This is a genomic window from Roseateles asaccharophilus (assembly GCF_031458115.1).
Lineage (GTDB): Bacteria > Pseudomonadota > Gammaproteobacteria > Burkholderiales > Burkholderiaceae_C > Pelomonas > Pelomonas asaccharophilus_A.
In genome coordinates this window covers 70,699-87,455 of record NZ_JAVDXV010000009.1, presented here as the reverse complement: position 1 = coordinate 87,455, position 16,757 = coordinate 70,699, and the positions used below count along the sequence as shown (strand labels likewise).

The window sequence follows — 16,757 nt, the reverse complement described above, 5'->3', positions numbered from 1 at the left end:
ATCAGCGCCGACGGCGCGCCAGCGGCAGCACGCCCAGGGCCAACAGCGCCAGCGGCAGCGAGCCGGGCAGCGGCAGCTCGCTGGCGCGCATGGCGACCCGGAAGTTGTCCAGGGCGGTCTCCTCGTTGCCGCCGCTGGCCTCGTGGGCCTCGGTCCAGCGGAACCTGGTGATGGCGTGGTCCGAAATCACGCCGGCGAAGACGAGTGGCACGGGCAGCCCGGGGTTGCCGGACAACAGGATGTCCTGTGACGTGCCATCGCTGAACCAGAACGTCAGCACGCCCTGATCGACGGCCGTGCTGGGGTTGCCAGGCTCGGACTCGAAGCTGGTGATGTCCAGCGCCGCAGCCAAGAAGGGCAGCGCGTACTGGCCCTCGAAATACGCGGTGCCCGTCGCGCGCGTGGTGCCGAAGGCCGACGCTGTCTTGTTGGCGCCGAACACGTGCAACGGTCCGTCGATGTTGCTGCTCAGCGTGAGGCCCGGCAACACGGCCACGCCGGCCAGTGGGGTGTCGTTGGCGTAGCCGGAGAAGTCCTGCAGCTGCGCCGGGCCACTGATGGCGGCTTCCCAGCTGGCCAGGCTGGTATAGACGGACACCGTGGCGGCCTGGGCCAGGCCGAAGGCGGACAGGGCAAGGGCGACAAGGATTCGGCGCATGAGGGGCTCCCAATGAGGAGCCCCATTGGGCGGCGCGAGCGCGGGCGCCGCCCACCCCAAACACTTGGGGGCGCCCCGCAGATGGAGGGCGGCGCGGGTACCGGTGTGGGGACCGCGGGGTCAGGCGGTCAGCTTCAGTCCCGCGATGCCGGCCACGATGAGCGCCACGCAGGTCAGTCGCGCGACGGTGGCCGGTTCGTTGAACAGCAGCATGCCCAGCACCACCGTGCCCACGGCGCCTATGCCGGTCCAGACCGCGTAGGCGGTGCCCAGCGGCAGCGAGCGCATCGCCAGGCCCAGCAGCGCGATGCTGACGATCATGGCGCCCGCCGTGGCCACGCTGGGCCACAGCCGCGAGAAACCTTCGGTGTATTTAAGGCCTATGGCCCAGCCGACTTCGAACAAGCCGGCGATGACGAGAAGCAGCCATGCCATGGCCCGACTCCTTGGCGCGTGGTGCGCGTGGTGTCCGGGTCGTCCCGGCGGGGTGGCATGCGGGCCGAGTCGTCCCGGCCGGCGGCTTCTTTGATGGAAGCGCAGGCGAAGTTTAGGCAGTGGCGGCTCGCGTGGGGCGCATGCCACAGCGCGGCATGGGTGGTTGCGACGCGACAGTCGCGCCGCAGGCCACCTCAAGGTGCTGCCGGCTGCAGGTGCTTGCCCAGGAAGGTCTCCACGCGCTTGGCAAAGTCCAGCCGCGCGCTCATCTGCTGCCAGCCGTGGCCCTCGTTTTCGTACTCGACGTACTCGGGCGCGTTGCCGGCCTTGGTCATCGCGTCGCGCAGGCTGCGGCCGTGGTCCTTGGGCACGCGCAGGTCTTCCGCGCCATAGGGCAGCAGCAGCGGCGCGTTGATGCGCGCCGCCTGGTGCACGGGTGAGGATTCGTTCTTTGGGCGGCGCGGATTATGGGATAAAAGATAGCGCTATCCAATGTGAATTCTTCTCCTGTCGCTTCGCGCCACCGCCGTACCCCGTTGGAAACCACGCCCGGCCGCTTGCTGCCTAGACTGCCGCCCGCATTGCCGCCCCCGAGAGCGGCTCGCAGGAGACGTGAATGACGAGGAACATTCCCTGGCTGACGGCTGCCGCCGCCGGTGTGTTGGCTGCCGGCTGTGGCGGTGGAGGAGGTGGTGCAGATGGCGGAGGCGCGCCCGTGCCACCGCCGGTATCGGCACCCGCGCCGGCCCCAGCCCCAGCCCCAGCGCCGACTCCTGCACCCGCACCGCCGCCCGCGGCGCCCGCCTGGATCCCGACCGGCACGGCGCAGGCCTTTGCGCAGCTGGAGATCAACACCACCAACGCCGCGCCCATCGCCAACCGCGAGGACTATGTGAAGGGCACGTTCAAGCTGTCCGGTGCGGGCGTCGCAGCGTCCGACGGGACGCTGGAGATCCGCGGCCGCGGCAACTCCACCTGGGGCTGGCCCAAGAAGCCGTACCGCATCAAGCTGACCACCGCGACGCCGCTGGCCGGCATGCCGGCCAGCCGGCACTGGGTGCTGCTGGCCAACTACGCTGACAAGACGCTGGTGCGCAACGACATGGCGTTCACGCTGAGCCGGCAGTTGGGGCTGCCCTACACGGTGCGCGACCAGTTCGTCGAGCTGATGCTGAACGGCGAGTACCGCGGCCTCTATCAGTTGGCCGAGCACATCCGCATCGCCAAGGACCGCGTGGACATCCCGGAGCTGAAAGCCACCGACACGGCCGCCGACAGGATCAGCGGCGGCTACCTCATCGAGGTGGACTTCCGCATGCACCGGGACTACTGCAAGGATCCGCTCAACTCGTACGAGTCGTTCTGCGTGAACGGTGTCAATACCGATCGCGAGGCCCAGTACTGTGTTGACTCCACGCGCAGCGCTCCCTTCTGCGTGAAGGAGCCCGAAGACATGCTGAAGCCCGAGTGGGCGGCGCAGCGGGCCTACCTGGAGAAGTTCTTCGCCGATGCGGAAGCCGCGCTGTTCGGCGAGGGCTTCAAGGACCCTGCCACCGGCTACGCCAAGTACCTGGACGTCGACTCGGTCATCGACTACTGGCTGATCAACGAGTTCGCCAAGAACGTCGACAGCGCGGCTGGCAGCTTCTTCATGGCCAAGAAGCGCGATGGCAAGCTGCACTTCGGGCCGATCTGGGATTTCGACCTCGGCTTCGGCAACGCCGGCTACAGCGGCGTGGACAAGACCTCCGGCTGGCATCTGCGCCAGTACCCGTGGTTCGCCCGGCTGTTCGAGGACCCGGCCTTTGCCGCCAAGGTCAAATCGCGCTGGTTGGCGCTGAAGGCCGAGGGCAAGTTCGAGCAGATCCTGAAATACGCCGAGGCCCGTGCCACCTGGATGGCCACGGGCCAGCAGAAGAACTTCGTGAAATGGCCCATCTTCGACTGGACCACCTGGTACACCCGCGTCGTTGCGGGCAGCTACGACGGCGAGGTCAAGGAGATGCTGCGCTGGCAGCGCGAGCGCCTCGCCTGGATGGACGCCGAGCTGAGCAAGTAGCGCGGGCTATTTCTGGCCGGTGCAGTTCGCGTAGAAGCTGGTCGTGGCCGGCCAGTCCGAGAACACGCCCAGCACGCCGATCTGCTCGGCCAGCACGTCCAGCACGCGGTAGACATCGCCCTCGCGCTTGATCGCGGTGTCGAAGGTCTGGAAGTAGAAGCCGTTGCCACCGTCGGCCAGGATGCCGCTGCGCTCCAGCGTCCACGTGATGATGTCCAACCCGGCGGCCTTGGCGTTGCGGGCGTATTGCGACGGCAGGATGTTGCCGCTGGTGTCTGCCGTCAGCAGCGCGAACAGCGGCGGCGCGACGATGCGGATGCCGGCGGCGCGGTAGGCCTTCAGGTCGGCGGCGGTGGGCAGGTCGGCCACGACGTTGGCGTCGTCCAGGTAGACCGCCTGGCGGCCCCAGCTGGGCTCGTTCTTGACCCAGTACAGCACGTCGTTGATGTCGAAGCTCTGCGGCCACACGTCGCGCGCCGGCACGCCGGCGGCCTTGTGCTCGTCGATGAGCTTCTGCGCATAGGCGGCCTGCGTGAAGCCGTTGAACGGCATGGCCACGCTGGGCGACTTCAGCTCGGGCGTCATCTTCACGTCCAGCTGCTTGAACAGCGCGATGGCCTCCTTCAGCGTCAGCAGCGTGCCGCTGGTGGGGCCGGCGTGCAGGTCCGTGCGCCAGTTCGCCGTGCCGGCCATGTACTCGGCCACCGTGCGGGCGCGCGGGTTGAACGCGTCCATCTTGCCGCGCAGCGTCTTGAACTCGGCCAGCGTCAGCTCGCTCGTGCGGCACTCGGCGGCGGCCGGGGCGACCAGCGTGCCGGCCGCGTCGAACTGAGCCGGCGTGAACGGCGTGACGCATTTCGAGGCCAGCGGCGTCGCGAGGATGTTGGTGGTCGTGTGCAGGTCGTTCTGCGCGTGGCGGCAGACCAGCTCCTTGTCCTTCGTGAAGGTCACGTCGCACTCGACGATGCCGGCGCCGCTGCGCGCGGCGGCCACATAGCTCTCGCGCGTGTGCTCCGGGAACAGCAGCGGCGCGCCGCGGTGGCCGATGGAGAACAGCGTGGGCTTGAATTCGTCGCGGCGGGCCGCGCATTGCTGCAGCTTGCGCTTCAGCGCGCCGTCGGCCATGTCATCGGCCAGGAAGAAGGGGCGCGGGCCCAGCTGCACGCTGCCCGCACCTCGATCGTTGTGGTCGTGGGCGAAGGTGGGCAGGGCGGCGATGCCCAGCACCAGCAGGGCAAGGCGGTTGGCGAAGCGGCGCATGGCGGTCTCCGGTGAATGGAAACCGCGCAGGCTAGGCAGGCGGCATGAAGCCGCCGTGACAGGGCTGCGCGAAGTTAGGGGGCCGCGTAGGGCCCGCTGCGCAGCGCATCCGCCAGGCCCTTGCGGTTCTGCTGTAGCGCCACCATGGAGAAATGGATGTGGCCGCTGCCGGGCGACTGCTTGCGGATGATGTCGATCTGCGCCAGCACCTCGTCGGGCTGCCAGCTCTGCGGCGTGTCGTTGATGCGGCTGGTGAACAGGCCCGGGTGGATAGGCCGGCCCAGCGGGTTGTTCGCGCGCCAGGCCTGCAGCAGCGGCTCGAAGGCCTGCGCCGTCTGCGAGCGCGGCCAGTACAGCTGCGGCGCAAGGTAGTCCATCCAGCCCTCGCGCAGCCACAGCTCCACGTCGGCATACAGCTTGTCGTACTGGCTGAAGCCGCTGATGCCGGCCGGACGCATGCCGGGCTTGGGGATGCCAAACGGGCTGACGCCCACGCGCGTGCCGGGGCGCACCTCGTGGGCCAGCGTGTACAGCCGCTGCACCAGCGTGTTGACGTTGTAGCGGCGCCAGTCGTGGCGGCTCAGCGAACCGCCCTTTGCGACGTACTTCTGCCAGCTGGGCTCGTCGGGGAAGTCCACCTCCTGCTTGGTCGCCGGGTCGACGATGGGGTAGGGGTAGAAGTAGTCGTCGATGTGCACGCCGTCCACCGCGTAGCGGCTCAGCAGGTCGCGCACGACGGCCAGCGTGTGCTCGGCCGAAGCCGGCTCGCCCGGGTCCATCCACAGCTGGTCGCCATAGCGCCGCACCCAGTCGGGATGGGTCTTGCTGACGTGGCTGTCGTGCACCGGCGATTTGGCCGAGCCGTGGCGCGAGCGGTAGGGGTTGAACCAGGCGTGCAGCTCCAGCCCGCGCGACTTGGCCTCGCGCAGCCAGACGGTCAGCGGGTCGTAGCCGGGGTGCTGGCCCTGCGTGCCGGTGAGGTACTCGCTCCACGGCTCCAGCTTGGACTCGTACAGCGCGTCGTTGGCGGTGCGAACCTGCAGGATCAGCGCGTTCAGGCCGATGCTCTTGGCCGTGTCGCACAGCGCCACGATCTCGGCCTGCTGTGCCTCTGCGCTGAGGCCCGGCTTGCTGGGCCAGTCGATGTTGGCGACGGTGGCGATCCAAGCGGCTCGCCATTCGCGCGGCGGCGGCGGGCCCATCGCGACGGCCGGCGCCGGCGACGGCGCCGACGTGGCGTTCAGCGCGGCATCAGTGGGCGACACCGGGGCCGGCGGCGTGGCGCAGGCGGTCAGCAGCGGGACAGAGGCGAGGCTCAGCAGTTCACGACGTTTCATGGCTTAGACCTTGATGAACCAGCGATTGCGGTACATGAGCCACGCGATGGCGTACATCACGAGGACGAACGCGATGGCGTGGAGGAGGGAGGCATTGACCGGGGCGAGCCCCGAGTCGCGCAGCGGCGCGTAGAGCGCTCGGCCCAGCGAGGTGCCGTCGGCGAGCTTGATCGTGTAGAGCATCTTCGCGATCAACCCCGACAGCGCGAACAGGAACAGCGCGTTCATGCCGAACACGACCAGCGGGTGCAGCCAGCGCGCCCAGCGTTCGCGGGCAAGCGGCTGCGGCATCGCGTCCAGCAGCCAGTGGAAGACGGCGAACACCACCAGCGCCCAGCCGGCCATCGTGAACACGAAGGAGGGCGTCCACAGTGACTTGTTGATGGGCATCAGCCACGCATCCAGCACCTGCCCCAGCCACAGCGAGGCCAGGCCCCACAGCATCCACGTCATGCTCTTCTCGGCCGGCTGGCGCTTGGACGCGATGACATAGCCGGCCAGCACGCCCAGCAGCTGCGACGATACGGCCGGCAGCGTGGACAGCAGGCCCTCGGGGTCCCAGGTCTTGGCCTGCTTCCACAGGTGGCCGTCCATCAGCAGCCGGTCCAGCCAGGCGCCGGCGTCCTTGCCGGGCTCCAGCAAGCCCACATGGACCACGCCGTCGGCGTCGGGCACCGGCAGGCAGATCTGGATCAGCGAATAGATCGCCATCAGCAGCACCGCCCACAACGCCACGCCTCGCGCGTTGCACCACAACACGATGGGCGCCGCCGCCAGCGTGCACAGGCCCAGGCGCTGCAGCACGCCGGGGAGGCGCACGGTGTCGAAGTTGAAGCTGGGGATGAGGTTCAGCAGCAGGCCGATACCGATGATGACCAATGCTCGGCGCGAGGTGCTCAACAGCAGCGCGGTCTTGTCGGCACCCGCCTGCGCGCGGCGCGCGAGGCTGATGGTCATCGCCATGCCGGAGATGAAGACGAAGAACGGGAACACCCAGTCCGTGAACGTCCAGCCGTGCCATTTGGCGTGCAGCAGCGGCGCGTAGACATGGCCCCAGTCGCCCGGGTTGTTGACCAGCAGCATGGCTGCGATCGCGAAGCCGCGGAACGCGTCCAGGCTGAGCAGCCGGTTGTTCACGCGTCGGCCTTCTTGCCGAAGCCCTCGGGCACCTTGATCAGCGCCGTCATCGCGAAGCTCGGGATGGTGGCCACCAGCACCCAGATGAAGAAGCTGACGTAGCCGATCTGGTCCTGCAGCCAGCCGCTCCACATGCCCGGGATCATCATGCCCAGTGCCATGAAGCCGGTGCAGATCGCATAGTGCGCGGTCTTCTGCGGGCCGTCGGCCACGTGGATCATGTACATCAGATAGGCCGTGAAGCCCAGGCCGTAGCCGAACTGCTCCACGGCCAGCGCCGCGCTGATGACCGCCAGGCTGGTCGGGTGTGTCAGCGCCAGCAGCAGGAAGGCCACGTTGGGGATGTGCATGGCCAGCACCAGCGGCCACAGCGCCTTCTTCAGACCGACGCGGGAGATGACCCAGCCGCCGGCCAGGCCGCCCAGCGTCAGCGCCGTCAGGCCCACCGTGCCGTAGGCAATGCCCACGGCCTTGGTGGACAGGCCCAGGCCGCCCTCGCCGACCGGGTCCAGCAGGAAGGGTGTGGCCAGCTTCAGCAGCTGCGCCTCGGGGAAACGGTACAGCAGCAGGAAGGCCAGCACGACCAGGATGCCGGGCTTCCTGAAGTAGCTGGCGAACACGGCGAAGAACTCCGCCACCAGGCCGCGCGCGGCCGAACCACCCACGCCGCGCACATCGGCCGCGGGCCGCGGGAGCACCAGTGCATGCCAGACGGCCAGCGCGACGAACAGCCCGCCCAGCAGCCAGAACACCCAGGTCCAGGCCTGCACGACGCTGCCGGTGCGCTCGGTCAGTTCACCGGCCAGATAGACCAGCCCGCCCTGGCCGCCGATGTTGGCGAGGCGGTAGAACGTGGAGCGCACGCCGACGAAGGCGGCCTGCTGGTGCTGCGGCAGCGCCAGCATGTAGTAGCCGTCGGCGGCGATGTCATGCGAGGCCGACGCGAACGCCATCAGCCAGAACACCGCCAGCGACATCTGGAAGGCGCGCTCCATCGGCAGCGTCAGCGCCACGCCGGCCAGCGCCGCCCCGATGAAGAACTGCAGCACCGTGACCCACAGCCGCTTGGTGCCGAACAACTCGGCCAGCGGCGACCACAGCGGCTTGATGACCCAGGGCAGGTAGAGCCAGCTGGTGTAGAGCGCGATGTCGGTGTTGGAGAAGCCCAGGTTCTTGTACATGACGACCGACAGGGTCATCACGACGACATAGGGAATCCCTTGGCCGAAGTAGAGGCTGGGGATCCAGACCCAGGGGGAGCGGGTCATGCCGCCAGGGCCTTGCTCACGCTGCCTTCGGCCGCATCCAGCAGCGCATGCGCCTCGCCGGCCGTGACGCCACGCTTCAACATGACCAGCGCGGTCTTCACATGGTTGTCGCACTGGGCCAGCGCCGCTTGCGCATCCGCCTCGCTGGCGCCCGACGCGCGCACCGTCAGCGCCAGAGCGCGCTTCACGAGCTTGGCGTTGGTGGCCTTCAGGTCCACCATCAGGTTGCCGTACACCTTGTTCAGCTTGACCATCAGCGCCGACGAGAAGGTGTTCAGCGCGATCTTCTGCGACGTGCCGGCCTTCAGCCGCGTGCTGCCGGAGATCACTTCCATGCCGGTATCCAGCGTGATGCCGATGTCGGCCTGCTTCGTGACGGGCGCGTTCGGGTTGTTCGCGAAGCCTATGGTCAGCGCGCCGGCCGCGCGGGCGGCTTCCATCGCACCCAGCACATAGGGCGTGCCGCCCGAGGCCGCCAGCAGCAGCGCCACGTCGTTGGGGCCGGGGTTCAGCGCGGCCAGGTCGGCGGCACCTTGGCCGCGGTCGTCCTCGGCGCCTTCGACGGCGACGAACATCGCGCCCTCGCCACCGGCAATGACGGCCACGGCACGCTCGCGCGGCCAGGAGAACGTGGGGTACAGCTCCACGCTGTCCAGCACGCCCAGGCGCCCCGACGTGCCGGCGCCGGCATACAGCAGCCGCCCGCCCGCGCGGATGCGTGGCAGCGCGGCGTCCACGGCGGCGGCCAACTGCGGCGCGGCGGCCTTCACGGCGGCGACGGCAGCGTTCTGGTCGTCGATGAACGCATCCAACAATGCCGGAGTTGCGTAAGAGTCCAGGTCGGTGTGACGGGTGCTCGGGGTCTCGGTGTTCAGCATGGGAGAGAAAGGCAGGCGCAGGCTTGCCGCACTCTAGCGGCTGGCTACGCGGCATGACGAATGCCACGCGGCATTGCAGCCATAACGGCAGGTAATCAGAATCCGGGCGCTGGCTGTAAGGACTCGGTGTGTTGCTCCGACGCAGGCTGGCGGGTTGGTTCCGAAAGAACCAGCCTGTGGTGACCCGATCTCAACCACTTCCTTTTTGTTTGGAGACATTCATGAACGCTTCCATGAAGACTGGCCTGGGCATTGCCGCCGCGGCCGCTGCGCTGTTCGCCACCGCCGTGCCCACCACCGCCGTCGCCGCCGACGGCATGGTCAAGTGCTCGGGCGTGAACAGCTGCAAGGGCACGTCCGAATGCAAGACCGCCAAGAGCGGCTGCAAGGGCCAGAACGGCTGCAAGGGCCAGGGCTGGGTCAGCAAGAAGACCGCTGACGAGTGCACCAAGGCTGGCGGCAAGGTAGAGAAGTAAGACCACCCCCTACCGCGGCGCAGCCGCGGCCCCTCAAGGGGGGCTGCCAGTGGCCTGGCGAAGCCAGATCCACGGCAGCCGCTGGAGGAGGCGCGACGCCGATGGCGCCGCGCCGTTTTTGTGCTGATACGCATGACCAAGATCCAAGGCTTCGGCCTCGGTCTGCGCGTCGAGCATTACGCCGCCTTCGAGGCCGGCGTGGATGCCGGCGCGCGCCCCGACTGGCTGGAGATCATTTCCGAGAACTACCTGGTGCCGGGCGGCCCGCCGCTGGCGCACCTGGAGCGCATCCGCGCGGACTACCCCGTCGTCATGCACGGCGTGTCGATGTCCGTCGCGGGGCCCGAGCCGCTGGACCTGACCTATCTGCGCGAGCTGAAGGCGCTGGCGGACCGCATCGAACCCGGCTGGGTGTCCGACCACCTGTGCTGGAGCGCCGACGCGCACAGCCAGCTGCACGACCTGCTGCCCGTGCCGCTGACCCGTGCCGCGCTGGACCACGTGGGCGGCCGCATCGCGCAGGTGCAGGACGCCCTGGGCCGGCCGCTGGTGCTGGAGAACGTGTCCAGCTATGTGCGCTTCGCGGCAGACGAGATGGCCGAGTGGGACTTCATTGCACAGCTGCTGAAGGCCACCGGCGCGCAACTGCTGCTGGACGTCAACAACATCTACGTGTCCGGCCGCAACCACGGCTTCGATCCGCTGGCCTATCTGGATGCCATCCCGGCGGGTGTCGTGCGCCAGATCCATCTGGCCGGCCACGAGGACCGCGGCGACATCGTCATCGACACGCACGACCACCCGGTGCGCGACGAGGTCTGGGCGCTGTACGCGCACGCGCTGAAGCGCTTCGGCCGCGTGCCGACCATGATCGAGCGCGACGACCATATCCCGCCGCTGACGGAGCTGCTGGCCGAGCTGTCCTTTGCACGCGAACTGGCGCGCCAGGCATGAGTGACATCAGGCAACAGCAGCAACAGCTCGCGACGGCCATCCGCGACGGCAGCGACCCTGGCCTCCTGCTGGCCGGCGACTTCGCCACCGGCCTGGAGGTCTACCGCCACGCCTACCGCGCGCGGCTGGCCGAGGCGCTGGCCGACAACTACACGGTGCTGGGCCGCGCGCTGGGCGACGAGCCCTTTAACGCGCTGGCCCAGGCCTACATCGCCGCGCGGCCCAGCCGCCATCCGTCCATACGCTGGTTCGGCCACGAGTTGGCCGATTTCATGGCCACGGCCGGCGACGAGCTGGTGCCGCACGCCAGCCTGGTGGACTTCGCCCGCATGGACTGGGCGCTGCGCAGCGCCTTCGACGCCGCCGACGCGCCGCTGCTGCAGCCCGCCACGCTGGCCGCGCTGAGCCCGGACGACTGGGCCGGCCTGCAGCTGCGCCTGCATCCCAGCGTGCAGCGCGTGGCGCTGGCCCATGCCGTCGAGCCCGCCTGGCTGGCGCTGCGCGAATGGCAGCCCGGCGAAGCTCAGCCCGAGCTGGACGAGCCGGTGGCGCACGAGCACACGCTGCTGGCCTGGCGCCAGCACGGCGAGACCCGCTGGCGCTCGCTGGAGCCGCTGGAGGCCGCGCTGCTGCAGGCGGTGGCCGGCGGCGAGCCGTTCGCGGGACTGTGCGAGCGCGCCGCGCTGGCGCTGGGCGATGCCGGGTCCGCCGCGCCAGCCGTCATCGCCCTGCTGCAGGGTTGGTTGTCCGACGGGCTGCTGCAGGACGGTTGACGCGCCGCTATCCTGCGGGCCCAACTGCCACCCCGAGGATTGCCCGATGTTGATCAAGTCGCTTTGCGCGCTGTCTGCTGCGCTGTTGATGCCGCTGGCCCATGCCGCGCTGGCCGTCGGCGCCCCGGCGCCCGACTTCACGACCGAAGCCGCCGTGGGCGGCCAGGCCTTCAAGTTCAGCCTGGCCGAGACGCTGAAGAAGGGCCCGGTGGTGCTGTACTTTTATCCCAAGGCCTTCACCAGCGGCTGCACGGTCGAGGCCCACCAGTTCGCCGAGGCGACGGACAAGTTCAAGGCCTTCAACACCACCGTCATCGGCATGTCCAACGACAACATCGACACGCTGAAGAAGTTCAGCGTGGAGGCCTGCCGCAGCAAGTTCGCCGTCGCCGCCGACGCCAACGGCAAGACCATCAAGGACTACGACGTGGCGCTGAAGATGGTGCCCGGCAGCATGGCCGACCGCGTGTCCTTCCTGATCGGCACCGACGGCAAGATCGCCGCCGTGCACGCCAGCATGAATCCCGATGGCCACATCGCCGCGATGCTGCAGGCGGCCGAGAAGCTGAAGAAGTGATCCACCTCGGCACGGCCGCACTGCTGGCGGCTTACGGCCGGCGCGAGCTGTCGCCGGTGGACGTCATGCGGGCCGTTCTGGCCCACGCGACTGCGCGCGAGGGCCAGCTGCATGCGCTGTGCGCCGTCGATGCCGACGCGGCGCTGACCGCCGCCCGGGCCAGCGAAGCCCGCTGGCGCGCCGGCACCGCGCTGGCACTGGACGGCGTGCCCGTCACGCTGAAGGAGAACATCGCAGTGCCCGGTGCGGCCTACCGCTTGGGCACTGCCGCGATGCCGGACGATGCGGTGGCCGACTTCGAGGCCCCGCCCGCGGCACGCCTGCGCGAGGCCGGTGCCATCGCCTGGGCGCGCACGACGATGCCCGACTACGGCATGCTCAGCTCGGGCCTGTCCAGCCTGTACGCCGAGCCGGCGCGCAACCCCTGGGACACGCGCATGACGCCGGGCGGCTCCAGCGCCGGTGCCGCCGCCGCGGCGGCCGCGGGCTATGGCCCGCTGCACCTGGGCACCGATATCGGCGGCTCCATCCGGCTGCCGGCTGGCTGGTGTGGCCTGGTCGGGCTCAAGCCCAGCCATGGCCGTGTGCCCATCAAGCCGGGCTATGCCGGTCGCGTCGCCGGGCCGCTGACGCGCACGGTGGAAGACGCCACGCTGATGCTGGCCGCATTGGCGCAGCCCGATGCGCGCGACCCGACGCAGCTGCCGCCGGGCCAGGTCTTGCCGAGGCCGCTGGAGCTCCGCGGCTTGCGCATGGGCCTGTGGCTGGACGCCGGCTGGGGCGAGGCGCCGCAGCCCGAGGTGCTCGCGGCCGTCACCGCCGCGGCACGCGCCTTCGAGGCGCAGGGCGCCATCGTCGAGCCGCTGCCCGCGTTCACCACGCGCGAGATGGCCGACGGCATGGACCGCTTCTGGCGCATGCGTTCGTGGCTGGACATCTCCGCGCTGCCCGACGAACGCCGCGCCCAGGTGCTGCCCTACATCCTCGACTGGGTCGCGCCCGCGGCTCACTACGACGGCGCGACCGTGTTCCGCGGCTACAGCCAGATGCAGGCGCTGCGCGAGGCGGCCAACGCGGCCATGGACGGGGCTCAGCCCTTCGACTTCGTGCTGTCGCCCGTCAGCCCCATGCCGGCTTGGCCGGCCCATCAGGCCAGCCCGCTGCATGACCCGGCGCGGCCCTTCGAGCACATCGCGTTCACGTTGCCGTTCAACATGAGCGAGCAGCCGGCGCTGGCGATCAACGCTGGCTACACGGCCGCAGGGCTGCCCATCGGCCTGCAGATCATCGGCCGCCGCTTCGACGATGCCGGCGTGCTGGCGCTGGGCGCGGCGTGGGAGCAGCTGCGGCCCGCGCAACGCCCCTGGCCTTTCAACCCCACTGAACCATGACCGCCTTCATCTCCGTTCGCGTGCGCAATGCCCTCGTCCTGCACGGCTACACCGACGACAACCAGGAGGTCGTCGAGACCTTCAGCGACCAGCCCTTCGTCGAGAAGCTGCTGGCGGTGTCGCGGCTGCAGTCGGTCTCCGAGCAGTACCTGCTGGTCACGTCCTCGCACGGCCGCGTCATGTACTGGGAGTACGAGGGCAGTCTGGCCGACATCCGCGCGCGCCTGCAGGCCGCCGGCGTGTCCGTCGGCTGACCGCGCGCTTCAGCGCCGCTTCACGAAGCCCAGCAGCGCCGCCATCGGCAGCACCGAGCGCGGCAGGTAGGGCAGCCGCCACAGGCCGCCGTGGTTGGCGGTGTGCACCAGCAGCTTCAGCGGATGCGCGAAGTCGCGTGCCTCGGTGCGCAGCTGGTGCACCCACATCGCGGCCATCAGCGCATTGGTGGTGGCCGGCTCGAACACCTCCACGCCAAAGGCCTTGGCGCCGCGAAAGCCGGCGGCCAGCAAGGGGTTGGAGACGACCGACGCCGTCGTGGTGCTGGGCGCGACGTTGAAGGCCACGCGATGTCCGTCGGCCCGCGCCACCAGCGCCCGCCACTGCTGCAGCCGTTTGGCCAGCGCGTAGTTGGGGCCTTGCTCGACGACCAGCGCGTCCACCAGGCCCCAGTGGCCGAAATCGCCGGCATCCACCAGCGCCTGCATGTGCGGCGCAAAGCCGCGCCCGCCGCTGGACAGCCGCGCGCCGAACTGCGCCAGCTTCTTGACAACGCCGCGCTGCGCATAGCGCTGCATGACGGCACTGGCCAGCGTCTCGGGCACGGCGAACACATCGGTGGGCGTGGCCATGTAGGCCAGCTGCGTGCGGGCATCGGCGGCGCACAGCGTGGCGCTGATGGCGTCCATCGCCAGCGACACGCGCACATGGCGCTCGCCGTCCAGGTAGGCGAGGTTGGCGATGGACAGCGGCCGGCCCAGCGACACCAGCCAGGCGGCAATGTCCGGCGTGTCGGCCAGCAGGTCGGCGCCGGCATGCGCCGCGTCCAGCGGCTGGCCCGGCGCGACGGGTGCCGTCAGCGTCGCATTGCCGGCGGCCACGGTCGCGGCGATGCGCTTCCACGTAGCGGCGCGTGCCAGGTCCACACCGACGAGGTTGGCTCGCCACTTCGCCAACCATCCCAGCGGCCCGGCCTCGCTGCCGGCGCCCAGCAGCACCAGGTGCTGGTCGGACAGGTCGAACCACTCCGGGTGGGCCAGGCAGTCGCGCAGCGCGGCGGCGTGCGCGGGTTCGCAGACGCCGGCCTTCTCCCAGCGGTCGATCTGGCGCGCCAGTGCGTCGCCATGCAGCTCGCGGCCCTGGTGCGGCACGGTCCAGCGCGCCGGAGCCGCATCGCCGCTGCCGCGCAGTTGCAGTGTCTGCAGCGAGCGCTGCGGCGAGCGCATCGCGTCGGCCAGCGCCAGCGGATGGCCGGCGCGCACGAAGGGCAGCTCGGCCCAGGCCGCATGCAAGCCCGCGCGTGCCGATGCGACGACGCCCACCGGCCGCGCGGCCTGGGTCTGCACCAGTGCGCGCCAGTGGCGCGGGTAGGCGTGGCGCCAGTCACGTTCGGCAACGACGGCGTCGGCGGCCGCGGAATCCAGCCCGCGCAGTGCGGCCGCGACGATGCGCTGGCCCGGCGCGCCCGATGCGCGCTTGCCCTTGGCATCCAGCGGCCATTGCAGGCCCGTGACTTCGGCCGTCATGCGCGCAAAGGGGGCGGCTGCGTGGGTAGGCCCGCCGCGGTCAGGTCGGCGTTGACCAGCGCCCAGGCCGCGTCGAAGCTCTCGGCGCGGCGCACGGGCCGGCTGGCGCGCCAGATGTCCAGCAGCGCCGGCAGGCGCTCGATGCCGGGGATGCCGGGCTGCACGACGAACACCGTGGAGATGGCCACCAGGCCGCGTGACGTGAATGCCTCGGTGCTTTGGCGCAGCTGCGTCAGCGCGTCGGCGTCCATGACCAGGCTGCCGTGGATCTCGATCAGGTCGCCGAAGCGGCGGTCGGCCGGCAGGCGCTTGCCGGCCAGCGCGATCGCGCGCTTGACGGCGGCCATCAGCGCGGCGTCGAACGGCCCTTCGGCGCGCGACACCATCACGCGACCATGCACGCCCACGCTGACGCGGCCGAAGCTGGGCCGCGGCGTGGATCGTCGGGATGGCGGCAGTGCGGGCGTGGGGCACATGATGTGAGACGATTTTGCACGCTCGACGAAGGAGTCATGCATGTTGACCCTGTATGGCAGCAAGGGTTCCGGATCGGCCGCCGTGGAGGCCGCGCTGGCCCGCGCCGGCCTGGCCTACACCGGCGTGGAAGCCGCCACCTGGAACCCCGGCCCCGGCTACGACGAACTGCTGCGCGTGAACCCGCTGGGCCAGATCCCGACGCTGGTGCTGGCCGACGGCACGGTGCTGACGGAAAGCGCCGCCATCCTCATCCACCTGGGCCTCACCGCCGCGCCGGGCCTGCTGCTGCCGCTGGACGCCGGCGCGCGGGCACGGGCGCTGCGCGGGCTGGTCTACATCCCGGCCAACTGCTATGCGGCCATCAGCGTGCTGGACTACCCGGAGCGCTGGTGCGAGCCCTGCGACGACGCGATGAAGGAGCGCATCCGCGCCGGCACGCGGGCGCGGTTGCACCACCACTGGTGCGTGTTCGCCGACCAGTTCGGCATCGGCTTCGACGCCGGTTCGCCCGGCGCGCTGGAGCTGCTGGCCACCGTGGTGTCCAAGTGGTCCGGCGCCCGGGCCCATCTGCAGGCGCTGCGGCCGACCTTCCATGCGCAGCTGGAGCGCGTGGAGCAACACCCCGACGTCGCCGCGGTTTTCCAACGCCACTGGCCTTGAGGACTGAAATGACCCATCCCATCGATGCCTGGCATGCGCTGGCCCAGGCCCGCAACCCCAAGGCGCTGGCCGCGTTGCTGGCCGACGACGTGGCCTTCCACTCGCCGGTGGTGCACACGCCTCAGCAGGGCCGCGCGCTGGCCAGCCGCTACCTGAGCGCGGCGCTGATGATTCTGGGCAATCCCAGCTTTCGCTAGGGCCTGTTAGCGCCACGGGAGTAGGCCGCGAAGGCCATCCGCCAGGGGGCAATCAAGGCGCATCGCGCCGCCCGCATTGATATGCGGGCAAGCGGTGCAACGCCGAGTGCCCCCTGGCGGGTGGCCTTCCCTTCGGGTTGTGACCAGAAAGCCCGCGCGCGGCGTTGCAAATCCTCGCCGGGTATCAACCCGGCTGCGGTTTGCGCCTTGCTCGCGGGCTTTCTGGTCACAACGCGGCCTGCTCCCGTGGCGCTAACAGGCCCGGCGCGAGATCCGCGGCGAGCGCGATGCGCTGCTGGAGTTCGAGCTGGAACTGGACGGCGTGCAGGTCAATGGCGTGGACCTGATCCGCTGGAACGATGCCCAGAAGATCACCGATTTCAAGGTCATGATCCGGCCGCTGAAGGCCATCCAGGCGGTGCAGCAGAAGATGGGCGAGCTGCTGGCGCAGATGCAGCAGCAACAGCAGCAGTAGCGCGGC

General features: G+C 69.8%; 19 protein-coding genes and 1 pseudogene. 10 read left to right on the top strand and 10 right to left on the bottom strand.

Features of this window, described 5'->3' with window-relative positions; genetic code table 11:
- Position 1 precedes the first annotated feature (1 nt).
- From J2X21_RS21335 to J2X21_RS21325, 3 genes and pseudogenes are all read right to left on the bottom strand, one after another.
- Positions 2–658, bottom strand: a complete 657-nt coding sequence (locus tag J2X21_RS21335; RefSeq protein ID WP_310331988.1) for a hypothetical protein — start codon at positions 656–658, stop codon at positions 2–4.
- A gap of 120 nt (positions 659–778) precedes the next feature.
- The gene (gene sugE / locus J2X21_RS21330; RefSeq protein ID WP_310331986.1) at positions 779–1,093 is read right to left on the bottom strand and encodes a quaternary ammonium compound efflux SMR transporter SugE; all 315 of its coding nucleotides are present in this window, start codon (positions 1,091–1,093) and stop codon (positions 779–781) included.
- Positions 1,094–1,287: 194 nt separating this feature from the next.
- Positions 1,288–1,530 (bottom strand): annotated as a pseudogene (locus tag J2X21_RS21325) (alpha/beta hydrolase family protein); the annotation flags it as partial.
- Between the two features lie 179 nt (positions 1,531–1,709).
- On the opposite strand from J2X21_RS21325, the gene J2X21_RS21320 reads away from it, so the two are divergent.
- On the top strand, positions 1,710–3,152 hold the full coding sequence (locus J2X21_RS21320; protein ID WP_310331984.1) for a CotH kinase family protein: 1,443 nt from the start codon (positions 1,710–1,712) through the stop codon (positions 3,150–3,152).
- 6 nt (positions 3,153–3,158) lie between these two features.
- Here the strand turns inward: J2X21_RS21320 and J2X21_RS21315 are convergent, their stop codons facing one another.
- The 5 genes from J2X21_RS21315 to J2X21_RS21295 form a co-directional block, all read right to left on the bottom strand.
- Positions 3,159–4,412 (bottom strand): glycerophosphodiester phosphodiesterase family protein, encoded by a 1,254-nt coding sequence (locus J2X21_RS21315; protein WP_310331983.1) that lies wholly within the window; start codon positions 4,410–4,412, stop codon positions 3,159–3,161.
- Between the two features lie 74 nt (positions 4,413–4,486).
- On the bottom strand, positions 4,487–5,749 hold the full coding sequence (locus tag J2X21_RS21310) for a glycoside hydrolase family 10-like protein (RefSeq protein ID WP_310331982.1): 1,263 nt from the start codon (positions 5,747–5,749) through the stop codon (positions 4,487–4,489).
- 3 nt (positions 5,750–5,752) lie between these two features.
- Entirely contained in the window at positions 5,753–6,886 is a 1,134-nt protein-coding gene (locus J2X21_RS21305) for an acyltransferase family protein (RefSeq protein ID WP_310331981.1), read from the bottom strand.
- A complete protein-coding gene (locus J2X21_RS21300; RefSeq protein WP_310331979.1) occupies positions 6,883–8,154 on the bottom strand; it encodes an MFS transporter in 1,272 nt (423 codons plus the stop codon). The genes J2X21_RS21305 and J2X21_RS21300 overlap by 4 nt, the downstream gene beginning before the upstream one ends.
- Entirely contained in the window at positions 8,151–9,032 is an 882-nt protein-coding gene (locus J2X21_RS21295) for an N-acetylmuramic acid 6-phosphate etherase (RefSeq protein ID WP_310331977.1), read from the bottom strand. Before J2X21_RS21295 ends, J2X21_RS21300 begins: the two co-directional genes overlap by 4 nt.
- Positions 9,033–9,253: 221 nt before the next feature.
- Between J2X21_RS21295 and bufA2 the strand changes: the two genes are divergently transcribed.
- The 6 genes from bufA2 to J2X21_RS21265 all read left to right on the top strand — a co-directional run bounded on the left by bufA2 (position 9,254) and on the right by J2X21_RS21265 (position 13,457).
- Entirely contained in the window at positions 9,254–9,508 is a 255-nt protein-coding gene (gene bufA2, locus J2X21_RS21290) for a BufA2 family periplasmic bufferin-type metallophore (protein ID WP_310331975.1), read from the top strand.
- 132 nt (positions 9,509–9,640) lie between these two features.
- A complete protein-coding gene (gene bufB / locus J2X21_RS21285) occupies positions 9,641–10,462 on the top strand; it encodes an MNIO family bufferin maturase (protein ID WP_310331974.1) in 822 nt (273 codons plus the stop codon).
- Positions 10,459–11,235 (top strand): HvfC/BufC N-terminal domain-containing protein, encoded by a 777-nt coding sequence (locus J2X21_RS21280; protein ID WP_310331973.1) that lies wholly within the window; start codon positions 10,459–10,461, stop codon positions 11,233–11,235. Before bufB ends, J2X21_RS21280 begins: the two co-directional genes overlap by 4 nt.
- Before the next feature lie 46 nt (positions 11,236–11,281).
- Positions 11,282–11,812 carry a peroxiredoxin gene (locus J2X21_RS21275; protein ID WP_310331971.1) on the top strand — a complete coding sequence of 177 codons (531 nt, stop codon included), beginning with the start codon at positions 11,282–11,284 and terminating at the stop codon, positions 11,810–11,812.
- A complete protein-coding gene (locus tag J2X21_RS21270; protein ID WP_404667325.1) occupies positions 11,812–13,203 on the top strand; it encodes an amidase in 1,392 nt (463 codons plus the stop codon). Before J2X21_RS21275 ends, J2X21_RS21270 begins: the two co-directional genes overlap by 1 nt.
- Positions 13,200–13,457 (top strand): hypothetical protein, encoded by a 258-nt coding sequence (locus tag J2X21_RS21265; RefSeq protein WP_310331968.1) that lies wholly within the window; start codon positions 13,200–13,202, stop codon positions 13,455–13,457. Before J2X21_RS21270 ends, J2X21_RS21265 begins: the two co-directional genes overlap by 4 nt.
- A 9-nt stretch (positions 13,458–13,466) precedes the next feature.
- On the opposite strand, the gene J2X21_RS21260 is transcribed toward J2X21_RS21265, so the two are convergent.
- Together J2X21_RS21260 and J2X21_RS21255 are read right to left on the bottom strand one after the other, a co-directional pair.
- Positions 13,467–14,942: a hypothetical protein gene (locus J2X21_RS21260; protein ID WP_310331967.1), complete on the bottom strand. Its 1,476-nt coding sequence runs from the start codon at positions 14,940–14,942 to the stop codon at positions 13,467–13,469.
- Entirely contained in the window at positions 14,939–15,460 is a 522-nt protein-coding gene (locus J2X21_RS21255) for a hypothetical protein (protein WP_310331964.1), read from the bottom strand. The genes J2X21_RS21260 and J2X21_RS21255 overlap by 4 nt, the downstream gene beginning before the upstream one ends.
- Between J2X21_RS21255 and J2X21_RS21250 the strand changes: the two genes are divergently transcribed.
- The 3 genes from J2X21_RS21250 to J2X21_RS21240 all read left to right on the top strand — a co-directional run bounded on the left by J2X21_RS21250 (position 15,459) and on the right by J2X21_RS21240 (position 16,751).
- Positions 15,459–16,079 carry a glutathione S-transferase gene (locus J2X21_RS21250; RefSeq protein ID WP_310331962.1) on the top strand — a complete coding sequence of 207 codons (621 nt, stop codon included), beginning with the start codon at positions 15,459–15,461 and terminating at the stop codon, positions 16,077–16,079. The two genes, J2X21_RS21255 and J2X21_RS21250, sit on opposite strands and share 2 nt — an antisense overlap.
- Before the next feature lie 8 nt (positions 16,080–16,087).
- Positions 16,088–16,276 carry a nuclear transport factor 2 family protein gene (locus J2X21_RS21245; protein WP_310331960.1) on the top strand — a complete coding sequence of 63 codons (189 nt, stop codon included), beginning with the start codon at positions 16,088–16,090 and terminating at the stop codon, positions 16,274–16,276.
- Between the two features lie 322 nt (positions 16,277–16,598).
- The gene (locus tag J2X21_RS21240) at positions 16,599–16,751 is read left to right on the top strand and encodes a hypothetical protein (RefSeq protein WP_310331958.1); all 153 of its coding nucleotides are present in this window, start codon (positions 16,599–16,601) and stop codon (positions 16,749–16,751) included.
- Positions 16,752–16,757: the final 6 nt, after the last annotated feature.